General features: G+C 71.6%; 23 protein-coding genes and 1 pseudogene. 14 read left to right on the top strand and 10 right to left on the bottom strand.

Annotated elements, in window-relative coordinates:
• Positions 1-885, top strand: an 885-nt coding sequence (locus BM314_RS30795) for a methyl-accepting chemotaxis protein (protein ID WP_244540082.1), incomplete at its 5' end; no start/stop codon positions are given.
• A 61-nt stretch (positions 886-946) separates the two neighbouring features.
• Here the strand turns inward: BM314_RS30795 and BM314_RS29050 are convergent.
• On the bottom strand, positions 947-1,408 hold the full coding sequence (locus BM314_RS29050; RefSeq protein ID WP_091981984.1) for a DUF2852 domain-containing protein: 462 nt from the start codon (positions 1,406-1,408) through the stop codon (positions 947-949).
• A 57-nt stretch (positions 1,409-1,465) separates the two neighbouring features.
• Positions 1,466-2,143, bottom strand: a complete 678-nt coding sequence (locus BM314_RS29045) for a TetR/AcrR family transcriptional regulator (protein WP_091981982.1) — start codon at positions 2,141-2,143, stop codon at positions 1,466-1,468.
• A gap of 223 nt (positions 2,144-2,366) precedes the next feature.
• Here BM314_RS29045 and BM314_RS29040 point away from each other — a divergent pair, with 223 nt between their 5' ends.
• From BM314_RS29040 to BM314_RS29030, 3 genes are all read left to right on the top strand, one after another.
• Positions 2,367-2,681, top strand: a complete 315-nt coding sequence (locus tag BM314_RS29040) for a hypothetical protein (RefSeq protein ID WP_020093604.1) — start codon at positions 2,367-2,369, stop codon at positions 2,679-2,681.
• Between the two features lie 123 nt (positions 2,682-2,804).
• On the top strand, positions 2,805-3,212 hold the full coding sequence (locus BM314_RS29035; RefSeq protein ID WP_091981979.1) for a thioredoxin family protein: 408 nt from the start codon (positions 2,805-2,807) through the stop codon (positions 3,210-3,212).
• A 149-nt stretch (positions 3,213-3,361) separates the two neighbouring features.
• The gene (locus BM314_RS29030) at positions 3,362-4,489 is read left to right on the top strand and encodes a glycosyltransferase family 2 protein (RefSeq protein WP_244540081.1); all 1,128 of its coding nucleotides are present in this window, start codon (positions 3,362-3,364) and stop codon (positions 4,487-4,489) included.
• Between the two features lie 5 nt (positions 4,490-4,494).
• Here the strand turns inward: BM314_RS29030 and BM314_RS29025 are convergent, their stop codons facing one another.
• Both BM314_RS29025 and BM314_RS29020 read right to left on the bottom strand, forming a co-directional pair.
• Entirely contained in the window at positions 4,495-5,436 is a 942-nt protein-coding gene (locus tag BM314_RS29025; protein WP_091683334.1) for a helix-turn-helix domain-containing protein, read from the bottom strand.
• 122 nt (positions 5,437-5,558) lie between these two features.
• A complete protein-coding gene (locus BM314_RS29020) occupies positions 5,559-6,335 on the bottom strand; it encodes a zinc-ribbon domain-containing protein (RefSeq protein ID WP_042670636.1) in 777 nt (258 codons plus the stop codon).
• A 181-nt stretch (positions 6,336-6,516) separates the two neighbouring features.
• Between BM314_RS29020 and ftsE the strand changes: the two genes are divergently transcribed.
• The 3 genes from ftsE (at position 6,517) to BM314_RS29005 (ending at position 9,102) form a co-directional block, all read left to right on the top strand.
• On the top strand, positions 6,517-7,209 hold the full coding sequence (gene ftsE / locus BM314_RS29015; RefSeq protein WP_020093599.1) for a cell division ATP-binding protein FtsE: 693 nt from the start codon (positions 6,517-6,519) through the stop codon (positions 7,207-7,209).
• A complete protein-coding gene (locus BM314_RS29010; protein WP_091981974.1) occupies positions 7,206-8,174 on the top strand; it encodes a cell division protein FtsX in 969 nt (322 codons plus the stop codon). Before ftsE ends, BM314_RS29010 begins: the two co-directional genes overlap by 4 nt.
• A gap of 151 nt (positions 8,175-8,325) precedes the next feature.
• Entirely contained in the window at positions 8,326-9,102 is a 777-nt protein-coding gene (locus BM314_RS29005; RefSeq protein ID WP_091981971.1) for a YdcF family protein, read from the top strand.
• A gap of 28 nt (positions 9,103-9,130) precedes the next feature.
• Here the strand turns inward: BM314_RS29005 and BM314_RS29000 are convergent, their stop codons facing one another.
• The 3 genes from BM314_RS29000 to BM314_RS28990 form a co-directional block, all read right to left on the bottom strand.
• Positions 9,131-9,457: a hypothetical protein gene (locus tag BM314_RS29000; RefSeq protein WP_091981969.1), complete on the bottom strand. Its 327-nt coding sequence runs from the start codon at positions 9,455-9,457 to the stop codon at positions 9,131-9,133.
• The gene (gene ptsN, locus BM314_RS28995; RefSeq protein WP_020093595.1) at positions 9,457-9,924 is read right to left on the bottom strand and encodes a PTS IIA-like nitrogen regulatory protein PtsN; all 468 of its coding nucleotides are present in this window, start codon (positions 9,922-9,924) and stop codon (positions 9,457-9,459) included. Before ptsN ends, BM314_RS29000 begins: the two co-directional genes overlap by 1 nt.
• Before the next feature lie 144 nt (positions 9,925-10,068).
• Positions 10,069-10,662, bottom strand: coding sequence for a ribosome hibernation promotion factor (locus BM314_RS28990; protein WP_026605000.1), 594 nt, complete (start codon positions 10,660-10,662; stop codon positions 10,069-10,071).
• Between the two features lie 167 nt (positions 10,663-10,829).
• Here BM314_RS28990 and BM314_RS28985 point away from each other — a divergent pair, with 167 nt between their 5' ends.
• From BM314_RS28985 to BM314_RS30790, 3 genes are all read left to right on the top strand, one after another.
• A complete protein-coding gene (locus BM314_RS28985; RefSeq protein ID WP_091981965.1) occupies positions 10,830-12,398 on the top strand; it encodes a glucan biosynthesis protein D in 1,569 nt (522 codons plus the stop codon).
• 52 nt (positions 12,399-12,450) lie between these two features.
• Positions 12,451-14,610 (top strand): glucans biosynthesis glucosyltransferase MdoH, encoded by a 2,160-nt coding sequence (mdoH, locus tag BM314_RS28980; RefSeq protein WP_170868210.1) that lies wholly within the window; start codon positions 12,451-12,453, stop codon positions 14,608-14,610.
• A 185-nt stretch (positions 14,611-14,795) separates the two neighbouring features.
• Complete coding sequence (locus BM314_RS30790) at positions 14,796-14,963, top strand: hypothetical protein (protein WP_020093591.1); 168 nt, start codon at positions 14,796-14,798, stop codon at positions 14,961-14,963.
• Positions 14,964-14,986: 23 nt separating this feature from the next.
• On the opposite strand, the gene BM314_RS28975 is transcribed toward BM314_RS30790, so the two are convergent.
• Complete coding sequence (locus tag BM314_RS28975; protein WP_020093590.1) at positions 14,987-15,187, bottom strand: hypothetical protein; 201 nt, start codon at positions 15,185-15,187, stop codon at positions 14,987-14,989.
• Between the two features lie 547 nt (positions 15,188-15,734).
• Here BM314_RS28975 and BM314_RS31340 point away from each other — a divergent pair.
• The 3 genes from BM314_RS31340 (at position 15,735) to BM314_RS28960 (ending at position 19,647) form a co-directional block, all read left to right on the top strand.
• On the top strand, positions 15,735-15,857 hold the full coding sequence (locus BM314_RS31340; RefSeq protein ID WP_280141587.1) for a hypothetical protein: 123 nt from the start codon (positions 15,735-15,737) through the stop codon (positions 15,855-15,857).
• Between the two features lie 76 nt (positions 15,858-15,933).
• Entirely contained in the window at positions 15,934-18,246 is a 2,313-nt protein-coding gene (locus BM314_RS28965; RefSeq protein ID WP_091981962.1) for a Tex family protein, read from the top strand.
• A gap of 189 nt (positions 18,247-18,435) precedes the next feature.
• Positions 18,436-19,647, top strand: a complete 1,212-nt coding sequence (locus tag BM314_RS28960) for an ATP-grasp domain-containing protein (protein WP_091981960.1) — start codon at positions 18,436-18,438, stop codon at positions 19,645-19,647.
• A 54-nt stretch (positions 19,648-19,701) separates the two neighbouring features.
• Here the strand turns inward: BM314_RS28960 and BM314_RS28955 are convergent, their stop codons facing one another.
• On the bottom strand, positions 19,702-20,499 hold the full coding sequence (locus BM314_RS28955; protein WP_091981958.1) for a glycosyl transferase family 2: 798 nt from the start codon (positions 20,497-20,499) through the stop codon (positions 19,702-19,704).
• Between the two features lie 49 nt (positions 20,500-20,548).
• Positions 20,549-21,118 carry a glycosyltransferase family 2 protein gene (locus BM314_RS28950; RefSeq protein WP_020093585.1) on the bottom strand — a complete coding sequence of 190 codons (570 nt, stop codon included), beginning with the start codon at positions 21,116-21,118 and terminating at the stop codon, positions 20,549-20,551.
• Positions 21,119-21,479: 361 nt separating this feature from the next.
• Here BM314_RS28950 and BM314_RS28945 point away from each other — a divergent pair.
• Positions 21,480-21,865: pseudogene (locus tag BM314_RS28945) on the top strand (flagellar protein); the annotation flags it as partial.

The raw sequence follows: 21,865 nt of genomic DNA, 5'->3' as shown, positions 1-21,865 counted from the left end.
GAGGCCGAGGCGGCCCGGCAGGACGCGGCGCGTCAGCGCGGCCTCGCGATGCGGCAGGTCGCCGACCGGTTCGCCGACGCCGTCGGCGGGATCGTCGCGCAGGTCTCGACCGCGGCGGCCGGCCTGCAGGCCACGGCCCGCGGCATGACGGAGACCGCGGCCGAGACCGCGGGGCAGTCGACCACCGTCGCGGCCGCGGCCGAGGAGGCGGCCAGCAACGTCGGCACCGTGGCGGCGGCGGCCGAGGAGCTCGGCGCCTCCGTGCAGGAGATCGGCCGGCAGGTCGACGGCTCGGCCGGCCTCGCGCGGGCGGCGGTCGCGGAGGCCGACCGGACCGGCGCGCTGGTCCGGGACCTGAGCGAGGCCGTGGCGCGGATCGGCGACGTGGTCGGGCTGATCTCGACCATCGCGGGCCAGACCAACCTGCTGGCGCTCAACGCCACGATCGAGGCGGCCCGCGCGGGCGTGGCCGGCCGCGGCTTCGCGGTGGTGGCCACCGAGGTGAAGGCGCTGGCCGAGCAGACCGCCAAGGCGACCGAGGAGATCGCGGGCCAGATCGGGCGGGTGCAGGCCTCGACCGGGCAGGCCGTCGCGGCGATCGGGACGATCACGGCCCGGATCCGCGACATCGACGGCGTGGCGACCACGATCGCGGCGGCGGTGGAGCAGCAGGGCGCGGCGACCCACGAGATCGTCCGCAACGTCGGTCAGGCCGCGGCCGGCACCGGCGAGGTGACCCGCAGCATCGTCAGCGTCGCGGGGGCCGTCGAGAAGACCGGTCAGGCCGCCGGGCAGGTTCTGGCCGAGGCGTCGCGGCTCTCGGAGCAGTCCCAGCACCTGAACGGCGAGGTGGCGCGGTTCCTCGATCGCGTCCGCGCGGCCTGAGACGGCACGCGGCGTTCACCGGTGCGTCCGGGCCGATGGGCCCGGACGCCCCGTCGCAGGATCAGACCGCGCGGCCGCCACCCTCGGTCCGGCGCTTGGCCATGAACGCGTCGAACTGCTCGCGGTCGCGGGCGCGCTTCAGCTCCTCCACGAAGTCCGAGAAGGCGCGGCTCTCTTCCTCGAGGGCGCGGCGCTGCGCCTCGAGGCGGTCGAGCTCGGCCCGGCGGTACTCGTCGAAGGCGGCGTTCCCGCTGCCGCCGCGGCGGTTCGCGGCCTCGAAGGCGCGGGCGAAGCGCGACGCGGGGCGCCCGCCCTCGAACTCCGACACCGTCCGGCGCGCGGCGTCCCGCATCTCGGCGAAGGCCGGGTAGCCCGCGAATTTCCAGGCCACGAGCGCGAGGCCGATCGGCCACCAGTAGATGAAGCCCACCACGATCGCGCCGATCTCCAGCGACCGACGCGGGAACGGGCCGGACCGGCAGAGCCTGCCGGTCGCCCAGGGAGAGGAGGATTGAGAGGTCACGGCTGTGCTCCGCTGTTCATGTGAACGCGGTTAACATGCGGGTCCGGCGGGGGCCTTTCAAGGCCGCCCACCGCCGCCGTCGCGCTCGCCGGGGCGCCCCGCCCCGTGGACCAGGGCGAGGACTCCGGCTCGCAGCAGCTCGTACTTGTCGGGGAAGCCGGGGCCGCGCGGCAGATGGCCGGCGGCCGAGAGGGTAGCGAGGCCGTGCGCCAGCGCCCAGACCTCCAGGGCGATGAAGCGGGGCGCCACGCCCCCGAACCCGTCCGCGAAGGTCGCCTGCAGCGCTTCCACCAGTAGGTCGAAGGGACTCGGCCGCGCCTCCGCACCGGGGGCGCCGGGCGGCGCGTCGGGATCGGCCCCGCCGGCGGGTGCCCCGCGGGTCTCGAAGATCGCCGCGTAGTAGGCCGGCTCCTCCTCGGCGAAGGCGAGATAGGTTTCACCCATCCGGGTGAACCGCTCCAGCGGCGTCCCGCGCGACGTCAGGGCCCGCGCCAGACGCGCGGCGAGCTCCGCGAAGCCGCGCCCGGCCAGCTCCTCCAGGAGCGCCTCGCGGCCGCGGAAATGGCGGTACAAGGCGGCCGGCGTCACGCCGACGAGCCGCGCGGCGTCGACCAGGGTGAAGCCGCCGATCCCGCGCTCGGCGATGAACCGGCGCGCGGCCTCCAGCAGGGCCTCCTTCAGGTTGCCGTGATGGTAGCTCCGCCGGTCGTCCGGTCCGTCCCGCCAGGGTCGCAAGATCTCACATCCTTCGCGCGCCTATTACACCACACCGGAGCTCTACGCCCCTGTCGAGTCCGAAGACCAACGCAGTCGGTTTTTCCGAGGTCGGCCTCTACAAGACCGATGAACACGACGGTTGTTTCAGGCGCATGGGGCGACGCTTGACCGCCCCCAGAAAACTGTAACAGTGTTACACATTCGCAACGGGGCTTCCACGGCAGGACAACGAGCATCGCGCATGGCTTTCGTGAGCCTCAAGGCGTGGCGGGCCCGATCGGCGGAGCGCGCCGCGATCGCGGCGCGCCTGAAGCAGGATCTGCGGACGGCTCTCGGCCTCGGCGAGGCCGACACGCTGGCGGTCAACGAGATCGCCTGCGCCGATCCGGGCTGCCCCGACATGGAGACGATCGTGCTGGTGATGCGCGCCGGCGCGCCCACGCGGGCCCTGAAGATCCGGCGCCCGATCGACGCGGTGGATCCCGACGACATCGCGGCGCTCGTGGCGGAGGACCGGTCGTCCGACGCGCCGCCGTCCGGCGTCTCGACAATGTGATCCGACGCGGGGGCTTTCCGTCTTTGGGGCGCACAGGTCACAGGGACGGGGCCGGGCGCGCGACGTAGCATCCCGCCACCAGCAGCCCCCCGCGCCGACGGGGTCGCGGGAGGATCGCACGCCATGAAGAGCCGCCGTCACGTCCTCGCGCTCGTCGGCCTCGCCCTCGCCGGCCCGGCCCTGCTCGGGGTCCCGACCGCTGCCCTGGCGGGCGAGATCCGGCCGTTCTCGGACGCGGCCTTCGAGGCCGCGCAGAAGGGCGGGAAGCCGGTGCTGATCGCGGTCAGCGCCCCGTGGTGCCCGATCTGCCGGACGCAGAAGCCGATCCTCGCGAAACTCGCGGCCGAGCCGCGTTTCAAGGATCTCCAGATCTTCGACATCGACTTCGACAGCCAGAAGGAGCTGCTGCGCCGCCTGAACGTGCGGATGCAGAGCACGCTGATCGCCTACAAGGGCGCGACCGAGGTCGGCCGCTCAGTCGGCGAGACCCAGCCGGAATGGATCGAGGGCCTCGTCGAGAAGACCCTCTGACCGACGGCGCGTCGCCGGATCTCCCAAGTCCGGTCCCGTTCAGGGAAGCTCCGGCATAAGCCCGATCCAGACCCGCACGACGGGTCCGGCGGAGATGATCACCGGTGTCGAGCACCCCTTTGTCAGACGTCCCGGGTCCCGATGCGATCGTGGCGGTGCCCGTGCGCAACGAGGAGGAGCGGATCGCCGCGTGCCTGCGGGCGATCGACGCCCAGGAGGGTGCCGAATCGGGGCGCGTCGGGCTCGTGCTGTTCCTGAACAACTGCACGGACGGCACCGAGGCCCTCGTCACCGCGCTGGTGCCGACGCTGTCGATCCCGGTCCGGGTGTCCGTCGAGAATTTTTCCGGCGCCCATGCCGGATGGGCCCGGCGCCGGGCCATGGACGCCGCCGCCGCCTGGCTGGGTGATGCGGGGAATGCGGGGATCATTTTGTCGACCGACGCCGACAGCCGGGTCCCGCCCAACTGGGTGGCGCGCAATCGCGCGGCGATCGAGGCCGGGGCCGACGCTGTGGCCGGCCGGGTCGAGCTCGACGCGGCGGAGGCGGCGCTGCTGCCGCCCTCGCTCCCCGCCCGCGGCCGGCTGGAGGACACCTACGACGCCCTGATCACCGAGGCCGAGGCGCGGATCGATCCCGATCCGAACGACCCCTGGCCCTGCCACCGGACCGCGATCGGCGCGACCCTCGCGGTGACCCGCAGCGCGTACCTCGCCGTCGGCGGCATGCCCGAGATCCCGCTCGGCGAGGACGGCGCCTTCATCGCCCGGCTGCTGGAACACGGGCTGCGGGTCCGGCACGCCACCGACGTCTGCGTGACCATCTCGGCCCGCCTCGCCGGGCGCGCGCCGGGCGGCGTAGCGGACACGATCCGCTCCCGCTGCGAGGAGCCCGACGCGCTCTGCGATGCTCGGATGGAGACCTTCCAGCGCGCCGTGCGGCGCTACCTCTGGCGGCGGCGATTCCGCCAGATGCACGGGCGCGGGGCGCTCGCGCGGAGCGACGGCTGGGCGCGGGCGATCGGCATCGTTCCGCCGGAGGCGCGGCGCATCGCGTCCCTCCCGCTGGGTCAGGCCATCGCGGAGGCGGAGCGCGCCAGCCCGCGCCTCGCCTACCGCCCGATCGGCCCGCGCCAGCTGCCCGGGCAGATCCGGATCGCGCGGGTCGGCGTCGTCGCGATCCGCCTCGGCCTGGGGTTCATCGGCGTGGCGCAGCGGCTCGCGGGCGCGGTCGCGCCCGGACGGACGGTCTCCGACCCGCGCGGCAGCCGCATCTGACTCCGTCAGGGGCGGCGTTCCAGCACGTCCCGAGGCGCCACGCCGAACCGGCGGCGGAAGGCGCGGCTGAAGGTGGCCGCGTCGGTGAAGCCGCAGCTCGTCATCACCGACCCGATCCGCGTGCCGCCGCGGAGCCGCCTGTAGGCCCGGTCGAGCCGGGCGTCGCGGATCTTCGCCGCCACGCCCTCGTCGCCGGTGAAAGCCGCGTAGAGGCGGCTTCGCGAGACCCGCAGAGCCGTCGGCAGCGATTCCGGCCCGAAGGCGGGATCGTGCAGTCGGCGCTCGATATGGGCGAGGGCCAGGGCCCGCACGGCGTCCCCGGACAGCTCGTCGCCGGCCGTCTCGCCTTGGCGGTCGGCCAGGGCGCGCAGCAGGTGCAGGACGCCCTCGAGGGCGATGCCGGCTTCCGCCTCCGACATACCGCCGACCGTCTCGGAGAACGACCGCAGATAGGTCGCGAACAGGCCGCTGAGCGGCGTCGCGCGGAGACCGCGCCCGGCGAAGGCGTGCACGCTGCCGACCTGGCTCACGAAGGCGGCGCGCGGCACCTGGAGGCGGATCTCCTCGTAGGAATCGCGGCTGCCGATCGCGAAGGGCTGGTCCATGGCATGGACTGCGATGTCGCCGGCGCCCAGCACGGCGCCGCTGTTGCCCTGCTCGATGTAGCCGCTGCCCTGGACGAGGAGCACGATCGCGATGTCGTCGCGCCCGTCCCGGCGCACGTGCTGCGTCGTGCGCTCGACCCCGATCGGTTTGCTCAGGGTGTGCAGGATCGCGCCGTGACGGGTGATCGCGAGCCGGCGACCCGCCGCGAACGGGATGTCGGGTGCCAGCGGCGTCGCGTCGACGCGCGCCAGTGCCGTGCTGCGCCAGTAGTCGAAGGCGCGCTTCTGATCGACCGAGTCGGTCGTCTCGACGACGATGGGAACGGTTTCGCGAACACTCAAGGCACGGCGATCCCATGCGCCGACGTCGGCCGACGCTCACGCCCGCAACGGGAGCGCCGTCGAGAAGGTTGCCGATCCGCGGGAGAGGCGCAACCTGAGCTAATTGCCGGCGCGGACCTGCCTCACCGATCCGCCGCCGCCACCCGAGGGTCGGAGCGGGTCGCGGACGCGTCGGCGAAACGCAGCACCACCGCGCGCCCAGCGGCCGGCGGCGACGGCAGGCTCGCGCGGAATCGCGCGGTCTCGGTCGCGGCGAGGATCGTCCGCGGCGGCGCGACCGTGAAGGTCTTGATCGTCCGACCGCCGGCGTCGCGGATCTCGACGCTCAGCGGCGCGACGGGCGCGTCCGAGCGCGCGACGCCGACGAGGTCGCCCTCGACGACGAGTTCCGCGGGACTGTCGTCCTCGGCCGGGTTGTTGAAGGCGACGACGTCGCGAATCTCGATCCCGCGCACGTTCACCGGCAGGCCGATGCGCGCGAACAGGGAGGCGGTCTGCGGGACGGCTCGGACCACGCTGGTCCGGGCGAGGCAGACGAGCGGAATCGCCGCCAGGAGCGTCAGGCCGAGAGCCAGAGACGGTGTCAGACCCGGGATCGCGCGGCGCGCCTTCCCGGCGGCCTTTCCGGCGGACTTGCGCTTGGCGGACCGTCGGGATTCGGGCGCCGGAACGTCGGTGGCATTCCGCACCGAGGCGGTCGCCTCCTCCCAGGCCGCGTCCGCGAGGGGATCGGTCTCGGCCTGCGCGGCGAGCTCCGCCTCGTGGCCGGCGAGGACGTCGGCGGGCGAGATGAACCACGTCTCGCGGCAGGCGGCACAGCGGACCGAACGGCCCTCCATGCCGACCTTGCTGGCGTCAATGCGATATTCGCTCGCGCAGCTCGGGCAGGCGATCAGCATCCGCGCCATACTCGCATCGATCGGCCGCGACCGGGCCGGAGTGTGAATTGCTTGAAGAAGTGTGCCCGAACAGGGTTAAGGGGCCGTGAAATCCCCGAGGCCTTGAAAACGCCCGCCGCTCCGGCGATTCCCGAGGGACGGACAGACGAGATACGGCACGGCTTTGAACCTACAGGCGAGCATGAAGAGCCTGCTGCCCGGCGCGGAGCGGCCGGTGGTGCAGTTCGAGAATGTCGGCATGCGCTACGGCCTCGGGCCGGAGGTGCTGTCCGACGTGAGCTTCCGCATCGCGCCGCGCTCCTTCCAGTTCCTGACCGGCCCGTCCGGCGCCGGGAAGACGACGCTGCTGCGCCTGATCCTTCTGTCGGTGCGGCCGACCCGCGGGCTCGTCTCGATCTTCGGCGAGGAGGTGAGCGACATCTCCGCGAAGGCGCTGACCGGGCTCCGGCGCCGGATGGGCGTGGTGTTCCAGGATTTCCGGCTCCTCGACCACCTGACCACCTACGAGAACGTCGCCCTGCCCCTGCGCGTCCAGGGCCGGGCCGAGGCCAGCTACCGGGCCGAGGTGGTGGAACTGCTGCGCTGGGTCGGCCTCGGCGAACGCATGCACGCCCTGCCCCCGCTGCTCTCGGGCGGCGAGAAGCAGCGCGCGGCCATCGCCCGCGCGCTGATCGCGCGGCCCGACCTGCTGCTCGCGGACGAGCCGACCGGCAACGTCGATCCGGGCCTCGGGCGGCGGCTGCTGCGCCTGTTCCTGGAGCTGAACAAGCTCGGGACCTCGGTCATCATCGCGACCCACGATTTCGGCATCATGGACGCCGTCGATGCCCGCCGGATGGTCCTGGGCGAAGGCCGGCTGCGGATCGAGGAATGAGTACTCAGGCGATGCCGCGGACGAAGGCCGGTGGACCGGCCGTGCCGCCCGACCCGTCGATGCCGGCCAACCTGCGCCGCAACGCGCCGCTGGTGCCCACCGACACGGCGGCGGGGCGCTCCCTCGCGGCGGTCATCGCGATCCTCACCTTCCTCGCCGGCCTCTGCGCGGGCGCGGCCGAGATGGTCGCGACCAACGCCGCCCAGTGGCAGGGCGACGTGGCGCGGGAGGTCACGATCCAGGTCCGGCCCGGTCCCGGCCGCGACGTCGACGCCGACGTCGCGCGCGCCGACGGCATCGCCAAGGCCGAACCCGGGATCGCGGAGACGCGGGTGTTCAGCAAGGCCGAGGCGGAGCGCCTGCTCGAGCCGTGGCTCGGGACCGGGCTCGACCTGTCCGACCTGCCGGTGCCGCGGCTCATCGCCCTCAAGCTCTCCAGCAGCCAGGCGGCCGACCTGAAGCGGCTGCGATCACGCCTCGTCGAGGCGCTGCCGGGCGTCGCCAGCCTCGACGACCACGCGCTCTGGCTGCAGCGGCTCTCGACCGCCGCCAACGCCTTCGTGGGGATCGGGATCGGGCTCGTGCTGCTCGTCCTGATCGCCACCGGCCTCGCGGTGACCTTCGCGACACGCGGCGCCATGGCGAGCAACCGCGAGGTGGTGGAAGTGCTGCATTTCGTCGGCGCCGACGACGACTACATCGCCCGCGCGTTCCAGCGGCGGTTCTTCGGCCTGGGCCTGCGCGGCGGCGCGATCGGCGCCGGTCTGGCCCTCGTGGCCTTCGTGATCGCCGGGCTCCTCGCCCGGGCCGCGCGCTCCGGACCGGCCGGTCAGGAGGTCGAGGCGCTGTTCGGCGCGTTCCATATCGGCCTGCGCGGCTACGCCAGCGTAATCCTGATCGGCGTCATCGCGTCCCTCGTCACGGGCGTCGTCTCGCGCGTGACCGTGCGGCGCTTCCTGGCCTGATCCCTGCTGCGTCACGAAGACGTGGAAATAGGGGGTCTTCCGAGCGCGTTTACCATCTGGAAACTTTATCGTTGCGGTGTGGAAACAGCCGACCGCGCCGGCCTCCGAGCCGCCGCAATCGGCGCCGATTCTCTGGAGGATGACCACGCGTATGCTGCGCGCATCGGATCCGCCCTCGACCGACGTTGTCGGCTGGGCTTGGCACGAGTGGGGTCTCCCGCGCCGCGCCGCCGCGCGCCCGCGCGACCGGCGGCGGATCGCGCTCTGGACCTGCGGCCTCGGCGCCGGGCTCGGAATGCTGGCCCTGTTCGCGGGCTTTCTCGTGTTCGTCGGCGCGCTCGCCCGCCAGGAGCGGACGCCGACCGACCGGGCGGACGGGATCGTCGCGCTGACCGGCGGTGCCCAGCGGATCGGCGACGCGATCGACCTGCTCGCGGGCGGCTACGGGCGGCGCCTGCTCATCACCGGGGTCAACGAGCGGACCAGCCGCGACGAAATCGCCCGGCTGAACCCGACCCAGCGCGCCCTGATCGCCTGCTGCGTGGATCTCGACTACCGGGCGCGCAACACGATCGGGAACGCCATCGAGACGCGCCGCTGGATGCGCGCGCACCGGTTCAGCACCGTCGCGGTCGTGACCTCGAACTACCACATGCCGCGGACGCTGGTCGAACTCGACCACGCCCTCCAGGACAGCGACCGCGTCCTGCCGCATCCGGTCGTGAGCGAGGCCTTCGATGCCGATCGCTGGTGGCAGAACCCGCCGGCCGCGCGCCTCCTGGCCTCCGAATACATGAAGTTCCTGGTCAGCTGGGTCCGCACGCGCTTCGAGGCCGATCCCGAACGCTCCCGCGCGGCGATCCTGATCGGGCGCGGCAAGCCGGTGAAGATGGTGGCCGAGCCGCTCATGCTCCGCGGCGTGGATTGAGGGCGCGCCGCGCGCGCCACCCCCGCCCCTACAGTCCCTTGCAGCGGGCCTTGATCGCGGCCGAGAACTCGCGGTCCGACCCCTGGACCTGGGCGAGGCGCTCGCCGCGCTCCGAACCGGACAGGCAACGGCCGTAGACGCTCGCCACGCGGCGCATCGTCTCCACGTGGCGCCGCCAGACGCGGCAGTTCTGGGCGTCGTCCCCGTCCGCCTGCTCAAGCTGCTCGAGGGCCTGGCGCTGCATCGACTGCGCCACCAGGACGTCGCGCGCGCAGGTGGTCTCGCCCTGGGCGGCGGCGCCGGAGATGCCGGCCGCGAGGGTCAGGGCGGCGGCCGTTCGGAAGCTCTGGATCATCACGCGGCCTGCGGTGCCGTCGAGCGCGTCAGGAGCGCGTAGAGCGCGCCGGCGTCCCGGGCGGCCCGGATATGCGCGAGCATGCCCGGCTCGCGCAGGATGCGGGCGACCTGCGCGAGGGCCTTCAGGTGATCGGCGCCGGCGCCCTCGGGCGCGAGCAGCAGGAAGGCGATGTCCACGGGCTGCCCGTCGAGCGCCTCGAAGTCCACCGGCCGGTCGAAGCGCGCGAACAGCCCGAAGAGACGGTCGAGACCGGGCAGCTTGCCGTGCGGGATCGCCACGCCGTCGCCGATGCCGGTCGACCCGAGCCGCTCGCGCTGGAGCAGCGTGTCGAAGACGGGGCGCTCACCGAGAGCGGGCAGGCGCCGCGCCGCCTGCGCGGCGAGGTCCTGCAGCACCTGCTTCTTGGCGCGGGCGCGCAGGGCCGGCACGACCGAGTCGGGGTCGAGGAATTCCAGAACTGGCATCGAACGACCGTTGCCCCGTCGCCCGTTCGCGAGGAAGCGGGCCTCGTCGCAGGGGCATCGACGGCCGTTCCGGCCGCGCCCCCACCAGATTCAATAAGCGGGGAAACCAGCCGGTTCCGGCTCCGTTCCTCCCGACCCGCGGCGTCACTCGGTGGCGTTCGGCGGGTCCACCCAGCCGATCGCTCCGTCGCTCCGCCGATATACGACGTTGACGCGGCCGGTGCCAGCGTGGACGAACACAACCACTGGGGATCCCGTCATATCGAGGGCCGTCACCGCCTCGCCGATGGTGCGGCGCTGGAGGGTCTTGGTGCTCTCGGCGACGATCGGCGGGTGGGCGTCGCCTTCGGCGGCGTCGTCCTCCTCCACCTCCGGGGCGGCGAAAACCGCGTAGGCGGCCTCGACCGCCGCGTCGTCCCCCGGGCCCGTCGCGTGCTGCTTCAGCTTGTGCTTGTAGCGCCGCAGACGGGTCTCCAGGCGCTCCGCGGTCTGCTCGAAGCTCGACCGCGCGTCGTGCGCGAAGCCGTTGGCCTCGATCGTCAGGCCGGAGACGAGGTGCAGGACGCAGTCCGTCCGGAAGGCTGTGCCGTCGCGCCGGAGCGTGACGTGGCCGTTGCAGGAATCGTGCATGTGCGAGTCGAGATACTTCGCCTGGATCGCCGACATCCGTTCCTCGACGCGGCCGCGCAGACTCTCGCCGAGATCCACGCCGTGGCCAGTCACTCGCAACGATCCCATGCTGCCTCCCCCGTTCCGATGCAGTCGGCCGAATTAGAGAGCCGGCTCGGGTTAAGTCAACGGAGCCCCTTGCGGTTCAAGCGCTTGCTTAACGCTGGGTTCAGCCGGCCTGTCCGTATACACGGGGCCTCCCGCACCTTGCCTTGCGACGTGAGACGACCGCCTGCATGATGATCGACCCCGGATTCTCCGCCACCGCGACACGCCGCGCCGTCCTGGGGGGCGCGCTCGGCGCTGCCGCGGGCCTGCTCCCGGCAGCCGCGCGGGCGGCCGACCCGGAGAAGGCCCCGCCCCTGCCCGGCGCCGGCGAGGCATTCGCGGCGGGCACGCTGACCGACCTCGCCCGCGCCCGGGCCGCCGCCCCCTACGCCGCCCCGAAGTCCGGCGACGTGCCGACGGTTCTCAAGAACCTCTCCCGCGAGGCCTACGAGGCGATCCGTCCCGCGGAGGGCCGCGCGGTCTGGGCCGACCGGAATACCGGCTACGTCCTGGAGCCGCTGCTGCGCGGCTCGATCTTCGAGACGCCGGTGTCGCTGTTCGTCGTGGAGAACGGCGTGGTGCAGCCGGTCGGGTACGACAAGTCCGCCATCGCGGCGCCGGGCCTCGACCTGCCCGACCTGACCGCCGACACCGCCTTCTCGGGCTTCCGCCTGCGCGCCCGGTTCGACGGTGCCGACGGGCTGTCGAACTTCGCCCTGTTCCAGGGCGCCTCGTTCTTTCGCCTTGTCGCCGAGGGCCAGGATTTCGGCATCAACGCCCGGGCGCTCGCCCTGCGGCCGGCGGATTCCCGCGGCGAGGAATTCCCGCTGTTCCGGGCCCTGTTCGTCGAGGCGCCGCGGGCGGGCCAGCCGGTCATCGTCCACGCCCTCGCGGAATCGGAATCGGCGACCGCGGCGTTCAAGATCACGCTGACGCCGGGCCGCGACGTCTCCACGGCGCAGATCGACGGGACGGTCTTCGCCCGCGCCGAACTCGACCATATCGGTCTCGGCGGCATGCAGGGCAGCTACCTGTTCGGGCCCCTCGACCGGAACCGCGTGGACGATCTGCGCGCCGCGGCCTTCTCGGTGGAGGGCCTGGCGATCCACAACGGCTACGGCGAACCGATCTGGCGCCCGGTTCACAATCCCGAGGCGCTGCAGGTCTCGGCCTTCGTGGATCGCGGGCCCAAGGGCTTCGGCCTCATGCAGCGCGCCCGCGCCTACGACGATTTCGAGGACGACCGGCGCCACTGGGAGCAGCGACCGTCCCTCTGGCTGGAGCCCCTCGACGACTGGAACGAGGGCGCGGTCACGCTGCTGGAGATCCCGAGCGATTCCGAGCTCAACGAGAACGTCTTCGCCTACTGGCGGCCCAAGGCGAAGCTCGCGAAGGGCGCGGAGATGCGCTTCCAGTGCCGGCAGCACTGGTCCAAGGGCTGGCCGGACCCGCTGCCGCCGGAGATCGCCCGGGTGCGCGACAGCCGCTGCGGTCACGGCAGCACGGGGAACCGCCGGCTCTTCGCCGTCGATTTCGAGGGCGACGCGCTGTTCCAGCCCGGCGACATCGACGTCGACCTCGGCGCCTCGGCCGGGACGATCACGCGTCAGGAACGGTTTCGGTACCCCGATCGTAAGACGCTGCGGATCCTGTTCGAGCTCGATCCGGGGAGCGAGCGCGCGAGCGAGCTGCGTCTCGCGCTCCGGCGCGGCCAGGCCCGGGCCAGCGAGACCTGGCTGTTTCGCTGGACACCCTGAACCCCGACCCGATTGCTGAGGAACGGCCTCCCCCGTGCGACTGGACGAGACCATGATGTTGCCGCCAGCGACGGACGCCGGTTCCGGGCGCGAGACCGTGACCGACGGCGGCCGTTATCTGCCGCCCGAGGCCCCCCTGTCGATGCCCGTCCAGGATCTCGCGCGCTGGGATCCGGGGCTCGGTCACCGGCCGGAGCGCCGGGTCCGGACGCCCTGGCCTGAGCGGATCCTGGTGTTCGGCGGCGCCCTGGCGCTCACGGCCTTCGGCGGCTGGCAGATGGTCGAGACCGTGTCGGTCTCCGGCAGCCCGACCGCCCTCCAGCTCGTGCTGGTCGTCCTGTTCTGCCTGACCTTCTCGTGGATCGCCCTGGCCTTCACCAGCGCGGTGCTCGGCTTCGCGACGCTGCTGCGCCGGCCCCGGCCGACGCCGAACCCGGCCGCTCTGCGCACGCGGACCGCGGTCCTGATGCCCGTCTACAACGAGGCGACGGCCCGCACCTTCGCGGGCATCGAGGCCATGCGCGAGGCGGTCGAGGCGACCGGGCTGGGCGATCATTTCGACTGGTTCGTCCTCTCGGACTCCACCCAGCCCGATGCCTGGATCGCCGAGGAGCGGGCCTATCTCGACCTGCGCGGCCGGCTCGGCCCCGAGGCCCGGCTCTACTACCGGCACCGGCCGAAGAACCATCACCGCAAGGCCGGGAACATCGGCGATTTCGTCACCCGCTGGGGCGGGCGCTACGACCACATGCTCGTGCTGGACGCCGACAGCCTGATGAGCGGATCTGCCGTCGTGGCGCTCGCGGCCGCCATGGAGGCGGACCCGGACGCCGGGATCATCCAGACGCTGCCGCTGATCATCAACCGCAACACCCTGTTCGCCCGGCTCCAGCAATTCGCGGCCCGGATCTACGGCCCGGTGATCGCCGCCGGCCTCGCCGCGTGGTCGGGCCGGGACGGCAACTACTGGGGTCACAACGCGATCATCCGGACCCGCGCCTTCGCGGATTCCTGCGGCCTGCCGGACCTGCCCGGGAAGCCGCCCTTCGGCGGACACATCCTGTCCCACGACTTCGTCGAGGCCGCCCTGATCCGCCGGGCGGGCTGGGCGGTGTACATGCTCCATCGCCTGCCAGGCTCGTACGAGGAGAGCCCGCCCTCGCTGATCGACGTGGCGGTGCGCGACCGGCGCTGGGCGCAGGGCAATCTCCAGCACGCGCGGGTGATCGGCGCCGCCGGGCTGCATCCCGCGACGCGGCAGCACTTCGCCACCGGCATCGCCGGCTACCTCGCCTCACCGCTGTGGCTGCTGCAGCTGGTGGTCGGCATCCTGCTGGTGCTCCAGACGGCGACGGAGCGGCCGGACTATTTCGGCGGCGCCGGCTTCTCGCCGGTCTTCCCGCGCTTCGATCCGGTCCGCGCCCTCCAGCTGTTCGGCCTGACCATGGCGGTGCTGCTGGCACCCAAGTTCCTCGGCCTGATCCTGGCGCTGCTGGACGGCCCGGCGCGGCGCGCCTGCGGCGGCGCCGGACGGCTCGTCCTGTCGAGCCTCGTCGAGATCCTGCTGTCCGCCCTGGTGGCGCCGGTGGCGATGGTGATCCAGTCGGGCTCAGTGATGGGCATCCTGCTCGGACGGGACACGGGATGGAACCCGCAGCGGCGGGACGACGGCTCGATCCCGCTGCGCGACATCGTCGTCCGTCATCGCTGGCACACGCTGCTGGGGCTGGTGGCGGGCGTCGCCGCCTTCGCGATCGCCACCTCGCTGTTCCTCTGGATGAGCCCGACGATCCTGGGCCTGGTGCTGGCGATCCCGATCTCCTGGGCGAGCGGCCAACTCGGGCTCGGCCTGGCGCTCAAGCGACGCCTGCTCCTCGCCACGCCGGAAGAGGCCACCCCGCCGGAGATCGCGGTCCGCGCCGCGTCCCTCGCGGCCCGCAACGCGAAGCGCGGGTTCGACGAGACGGATGCCCTCGCGGCCCTCCACGCCGATCCCGACCTCGCGCGTGACCACACGCGGATGCTGCCCCTCGGACAGCGGCGGCCCCGGGGCGCGATCGATCCGGACCAGACCCTGGCCACCGCCAAGATCTGCGAGGCCGAGACGGTGACGGAGGCGCAGGCGTGGCTCTCGCCGAAGGAGCGGATGGCGCTCCTGCATGACCGGGCCTTGGTCGACCGTCTCGTCCGCCTCGACGCGCGCGAACGGTGATCGCGGTCCGTCCGCCCGCAGAGTGACGGGTCGCGGCGCGCGCCGGAGATCGCTCAGCGCCGCTCGCGAAGACGTGTCGGTCCGCCCCGATCGTGAGGTCCACCGAAGCTGCCAGCCGGACCGAGCCGTGAGAAGTGATTAACCATTCGGGTCCTAGATTCGCGCATCGTCATTCGGATCCGGTCATGACCCTCCTGTTCGTGTTCCTGCTCCTGCCGCTCGCGGTGGCCATCGTCCTGGCCCGCGGCGAGCCGATCCGCACCATCAGCTGCCTCGGCGCGATGGGCGTCGGCTGCGTCATCGCCGCCACGAGTCTCGTGAGCCTCGTGCGCCACCGGATCCGGACGACCTGACACCGGACCGGAGCAAGCTACCGTCAGAGGAACCCGACCTGACGCGGGCCGCCGCCCAGGCTGCGCCCCGCACGGGAGACGAGCTGGGAGAAGGCCAGGGCCGCCGCCGTGGCCTGGGCGCGGGACGGGAAGCTGCGTCGCGATTCGAGAACGGGCTCGTCAGTCTCGTTGACGAGAACCCAGGACCACAGCGACCGGCTACGCTCTCGTATCTCGAATTGCACGGACGCCTCCCTGTCCGGGACATGCGAAACGAAAGACTTGCATCCGCGGGTGACATCCGGATGACGTTGTTTCGCGACCGTCAAGGCGCGCCGGCCGCCACGAAGTTCCGCTGAAGACTATTGTCTTCGTGGACGGAGTGCGGGGAGATCGATGGTTCAGCATCGTGCCAGCTATCCATCGAGATCTGACCCGAACAATCGGGTGCGAAATCCGTGCCAGGATGAGCGGACGGCCGGCCAGCTATCCCCAGGAACTGCGCTGGCCCCATGACAGCCGCCTCGGCATCCGCGCTGCCGACGCCGCGACGGGCCTGCGACGTGCGGACTTGACTGGATTGTCTGGATCTCGATGCTCTGACCCGTTGCGGGCGGGGTCGAGGGCATTCTGGCGGCAGCACCCGGTGGCGCTGCGAGGCGGATCGACGTGATGGCAGATCACAGCAGAGTCCCGAACGAACGGTCGCGCCGCCTTCTCGGCGATCTGGCCGAGACTCTCGGATGTTCGGTCGACGTCTTCTTCGATCCGGACCCGCAGGACGATCGTTCGATGACCGAAGAATTGCTGACCCTGTGGTTCTCGATCAAGGATCCCGATGCCCGGCACCGCATCCTGGATTGTGCCCGGGCCGTGAAGGCCGAGGCCGGGGCGGACGCGCAGCCGCGCCCCTGACCGGTGCCTTGTTTCCGACGGCTTGGCGCTCCACCCAGGCAGCCCGTCCGTCGCCGCGACCCCAGTCGGAGAACCTATGAAATCCGTGAACGCTCTGATCGCCGAGGAACTCGGTGTCGGGGAGGCGCAAGTCGCGGCCACCGTCGCGCTCCTCGACGGCGGCGCGACCGTGCCGTTCATCGCGCGCTACCGGAAGGAGAATACGGGCGGCCTCGACGACACGCAGCTGCGCAGGCTGGAGGAGCGCCTGTCCTACCTGCGCGATCTCAACGAGCGGCGCGCCGCGATCGTCGCGAGCATCACGGCCCAGGGAAAGATGTCCCCGCCCCTGGCGGCGGCCCTCGACGCCGCCGACACGAAGGCGCGGCTGGAGGACCTGTACCTGCCCTTCCGGCCCAAGCGGCGCTCGAAGGCGCAATCCGCCCGCGAAGCCGGCCTCGAACCGCTGGCCCAGGCCCTGCTGAGCCGTCCCGACCGCGCGCCCGAAGCGGTCGCGACCGCTTACGTGTCGGACGCGCGGGGCGTGCCGGACACCGAGGCCGCGCTGGAGGGCGCCCGCGCCATCCTGATCGAGCGCTTCGGCGAGGATGCCGACCTCGTGGGGCGCCTGCGGGCGGATTACTGGCGGACCGGCCAGCTCGTCTCGCAGGTGCGCAAGGGCAAGGCGAACGAGGGGGCGAAGTTCTCGGACTACTTCGACTGGAGCGAGCGGCTGGAGCGCATGCCCTCGCACCGGATCCTGGCGATCTTCCGCGGTGAGCGGGAAGAGGTCCTCGACGTCGGCTTCGCCGCGGAGGGGGAGGAGTCGGCGCCGGGCCTTCCCGGGCCCTTCGAGATGGCGATCTGCCGCCGCTTCGAGATCGCGGCGCGGGGGCGTCCCGGCGATGCGTGGCTTCTCGACGCGGTGCGCACGGCCTGGCGAACGAAGATCCGGGCCGGGATCAAGCAGGACCTGCGCGGCCGGCTGTTCGAGCGGGCCGAGGACGAGGCCGTATCGGTCTTCGCCGGGAACCTCAAGGACCTGCTCCTCGCCGCTCCGGCGGGCGGGCGGGCGACGATGGGGCTCGATCCGGGCTACCGGAACGGCGTGAAGGTCGCGGTGGCGGATCGGACCGGGCGGGTCGTCGCGGTGGAGACGACCTACCCGCACGAGCCGCAGCGGCGCTGGCGGGAGGCCGTCGCGACGCTCGGCCGGCTCTGCCGGCTGCACGGCGTGGAGCTTCTCGCCGTCGGCAACGGCACCGCGTCCCGCGAGACCGAGCGCCTCGCCGCGGAGATCATCGCGGCGAACCCGGACCTGCCGCTGGCGAAGGTCGTGGTCTCCGAGGCCGGCGCCTCGGTCTACTCGGCCTCCGAGATCGCCGCCAAGGAGTTGCCCGACCTCGACGTGTCCCATCGCGGCGCCGCGTCGATCGCCCGGCGCCTCCAGGATCCCCTGGCGGAACTGGTCAAGATCGACCCCAAGTCGATCGGCGTCGGGCAGTACCAGCACGACGTGAGCGAGGCGAAGCTGTCGCGGTCGCTCTCGGCGGTGGTGGAGGACGCGGTCAACGCGGTCGGGGTGGACGTCAACACCGCCTCCCCGGCCCTGCTGGCGCAGGTCTCCGGCCTCGGCGGCGCGATGGCGGCGCGGATCGTCGCCCACCGCGACGCCCAGGGCCCGTTCCGCACGCGGGCGGCGCTCAAGAAGGTCCCGGGGCTCGGCCCGAAGACCTTCGAGCTGGCCGCCGGCTTCCTCCGCATCCAGGGCGGTGACGACCCGCTCGACGGGTCGGGCGTCCACCCGGAAGCCTATCCGGTGGTCCGCCGCATCCTCCAGGCGACGAAGAGCGACATCCACGTCCTGCTCGGCAACGCCGCCCTCCTCGGCCGCCTCGCGCCGGAGCCCTTCGTCGATGCGCGCTTCGGCCTGCCGACCGTGCGCGACATCATCGCCGAGCTCGAGAAGCCGGGGCGGGACCCGCGGCCGGAATTCAAGACGGCGCGCTTCCAGGAGGGCGTCGAGACGATCGGGGACCTGAAGCCCGGGATGCAGCTCGAGGGTGTCGTCACCAACGTCGCGGCCTTCGGGGCCTTCGTGGATATCGGCGTCCACCAGGACGGGCTCGTCCACATCTCGGCGATGGCCCGGCGGCGGATCGCGTCGCCCACCGAGGTCGTCCGGATCGGCGAGGTCGTCCGGGTGCTGGTCCTCAGCGTCGACGTCCCGCGCAAGCGCATCGCGCTGTCGCTGCGGCTCGACGATCCCGTCGAGCCGGGCCAGCAGGCCCGGAGGACGGCCGAGCCGAGGCAGGACGCGCCGCGGAGCCGACCGAGCCCGGGTGCGGCCCCCGGCGGGGCGCTGGCCGACGCCCTCCGGCGCGCGGGCGCCGCGCCGCGGCGCGAGTGAGGCACGCCTGACGCGCGCGCACGGCCTCCGCGTCGCGGCCGGAACTGCCGCCTGTGAACCGAGAACATGGTTAGCGCTTCGTAAACCTCCGTGCGGTCAGAGTGCGTTCGTCGTGCCGCGGAGCGCGATTCGAAACACCTGATCGCGGTTCCGGGATCGCTGCGGCGACCCCACGGCTCGGAGGCTCTGATGCAAGCGCACGTTGCGGGGATCGACAACCCGAACCCGATGATCGGCCCGGCCCGCCTGATCCGGGCGGCCTTCGAGGGCGCCGACATGGCCGCCCTGGCCGCCGAGATCCTCGCCGAGGGCGGAGACTCCGCCCTCGACGCCGGGACGGCGCTGGACATGGCGACGATCCTGCTGCTGAAGCACCGCTTCACCGAGGGGCTCGCACTCCAGAGCGAGGTGCTGGACGGACAGCGGGTCTTCTCGCTGCGCTCGAACCCGGATCAGGCGCGGATCCGCGTCCTCGTCCTGGTCACGGCCGGCGACCTCATGGCCAACACGCCGATCGACTTCCTGCTGAACGACGGCGATTTCGGCCTTACCTACCTCTATCTCCGCCCCGGCGAGCCGATCCCGCACGGCCTGCCGGCGCACGACGTCATCGTCACGGGCATCGCCTACGCGCGGGCCGCCGAGCCGCTCCTGGAAGCCCTCGCGGCGGCGGCGGACCAGTGGACGCGGCCGATCGTCAATCACCCGCGCCACGTCCTCAAGACGTCCCGCCACGGGATCGCGGACGCGCTCCGCGGGGCGGATGGGATCCTGGCGCCGGAGGTCGTCCGCGTGAGCCGCTCCATCCTGAGCGCCGCGGCGTCCCGCAGAGCCGAGGGCCCGACATACCCGCTCCTCGTGCGCCCTCTGGACACGCACGCCGGCAACGACCTCCAGAAGATCGACCGGTCGGAGGACCTGCATCTCTACCTCGCGCAGACGGAGGCCGAGGCGTTCTACGTCACGCAGTTCTGCGATTACCGCGGTCCCGACGGCCTCTATCGGAAATTGCGCATCGTACTGATCGACGGTGTGCCCTACCTCTGCCACATGGCCATCCGCGATCACTGGATGATCCACTACCTCAACGCCGGCATGCTGGAGGATCCGGTGAAGCGGCAGGTCGAGGCCGCCGCCATGGCCACGTTCGACACCGACTTCGCCGAGCGCCACCGCGCCGCGTTCGCCGAGATCCACCGCAGGATCGGCCTCGATTACCTGATCATCGACTGCGCCGAGAGCGCGGACGGCCGTCTGCTGATCTTCGAGGCCGATACCGGGATGGTCGTCCACGACATGGATTCGGCGGAGCTGTTTCCCTACAAGGCTCCGCAGATGCGCCGAGTCTTCGCCGCGTTCCAGGACGCGCTGCGGGGGCGGGCTCGGGGGCGGACCGCCTAGGTCGGCCGCCTCGGCAAGGGAGGCTGCGGGCGTCGGGTGCTCCACCCGGCGCCTTCACCAGGGGATGCGGCCGAAGCGGTCGACCAGCCGCTGGTACTCGGCGTTGCTCTCGGCCTTGGAGGTGCCGCCCGAGCCGACATCCGAGGTCCCGGAGCCTGGATGCACGAGGCGGCACACCAGCGGCAGGACGAAACCGTGCCGCACGAGCTGCACGTTGGGGCCGCCGTTGCGCAGGACGTTGGCGAGCCACGGACGGACCTGGATCGCGTCCTGCAGCGTGACGGGCGCCGTCGCCTCGACGAGGTGGGCGCGGCGCAGGCCGGTCTCGGCGAGGCGGCCGAGCCACTCGTTGTCGTAATGCCACTTCGCGGCCGGGCTGATCGCGCCGACCTGCGCGAAGGTGGTCCGCCGCATCAGCCAACCCGACGGCGTCGCGAAGTCGTTGATCCGCACCACCTCGCCGGCCTCGTCGGTCTCGAGCTGCGTCGAGGAGACGAAATCGAAGCTCTCGAGGGCCCTCAGCGCGAAGCCCAGATAGGCGGGCAGCCAGTGATCGTCGTCCTCGAGGAAGCCGACGAGGTCCCAGCTGTCGTCGACGGCGGCGATGGCGGCGTTCAGCGCGGGGATCTGGCCCCTCTGCGGGCCGCGCGCGAAGGTGACCTGCGGGTGCGCGGCGAGCCGCGCCGGGATCTCGATCCCGGGGTCGATCCCGACGAAGAAGTGGATCGTCGCCGGCCGGTCGAGCTCCTGGGCGTTGGCGCTCGCGATCGCGTGCTCCAAAAAGTAATGGCCGGCCTTTCCGGCCAGGGTCGAGGGTTTGAGCCTCGACGGCGTGATGATCGCGATCCTCATTCCCACGCCTCACCGTGTCGGGCGTCGCGCGCCGCGGCGCGGAACGCTGTCAGAGCTTGAAGGATTGCTCGCCGATATGGCCGAGCTCCTTGCTGAGATACGGATCGCACCAGATCCGGAAGCCGGCGGCGCGTGCCCGGTCGCTGAAGTCGAAGTCCTCGCCGATGTTCACGCCGGCTTCCTCGTCGACGCGGAAGCGGAAATAGGGCTTCTTCAGCTTCTCGAAGACCGTGGACTTGATCAGCAGGAAGCCGGTCGGGATCCGGGACATCTCCAGCAAACCCTTCGGCGCGTCGGCCGGCTGCTCCGGGAGGATGTCGCCCAGGAAGTGGAACGGGGCGGTGCGGCGGGAATAGGTCGCGCCGATGATGTCGACCTGCCGCACGAGGAGCTTGAGGAGTGCGTCCTTCGGGAAGGTCATGTCGCTGTCGATGAACAGGACGTACTCCGCCCCGTACTTCTGCGCGTATTCGAGGCCGAGGTTGCGGGCATCGGCGACGATCGACGACTTCCCGACGACGATCGACATCGGCATCTCGCCGAGCGAGTGCATCATCGATCCGAGGCTCACGGCGAAGTCCGCGTGGACCATGGTCCCGCAGGGGATCGCGATCGCCACATGGGGCAACTTCGGCGACGCGGAAGGGGTCGCGGCGCCAACATCACCGGACGCTTGAGCGATCACATCTGAGCTCCCTGCAAGGTGCGCCCCGTACCCGCCGCGCCGACCGAACCGGATCGGCACCGGTCGAGCAGGCGCGACAGATTTGGTTTGCGTCACAGCTTATGGCTGCGGATGGTTAATAGATCTTGAACACGCTCCGCGATCCGTAAATACTTAGCGCCTGAAGGATCGATTCATTAACGATCACTTCGGACACACTGGGAGTCGGCAATTGATTTAACCCCCGCGAAACGTTTGGAGGACGATTACTGGTGTACCCGAGAAACGGGTGCATCAAATCAGAAAGATAAGACCTATGTCCTCGATCACCCTGTCGGCCGCCACGCGTCAGAACCTGCTCTCGCTGCAGGACACCGCCCAGCTGATGGCGACCACCCAGAACCGGCTCGCGACCGGCAAGACCGTCAACTCCGCCCTCGACAACCCGACCAACTTCTTCACCTCCCAGGCCCTCGACGGACGCTCCTCGAGCCTGAACTCGCTCCTCGACGGCGTCTCCAACGGCATCCAGTCGATCCAGGCCGCCAACCAGGGCATCACCTCGATCCAGAAGCTCGTGGACCAGGCCAAGTCGATCGCCAACCAGGCGCTCTCGACCCAGCTCTCCACCACCGGCACAGCCGCCAACGCCTACAGCGCCAGCACCGCCTCCTCGACCGTGCTCCTGACCATCAACGGTAC

It is taken from the genome of Methylobacterium sp. 13MFTsu3.1M2, from assembly GCF_900112625.1.
GTDB lineage: Bacteria > Pseudomonadota > Alphaproteobacteria > Rhizobiales > Beijerinckiaceae > Methylobacterium.
Note: the sequence above shows the minus strand (reverse complement) of the source record. Positions and strands in the feature narration are given on the sequence as shown.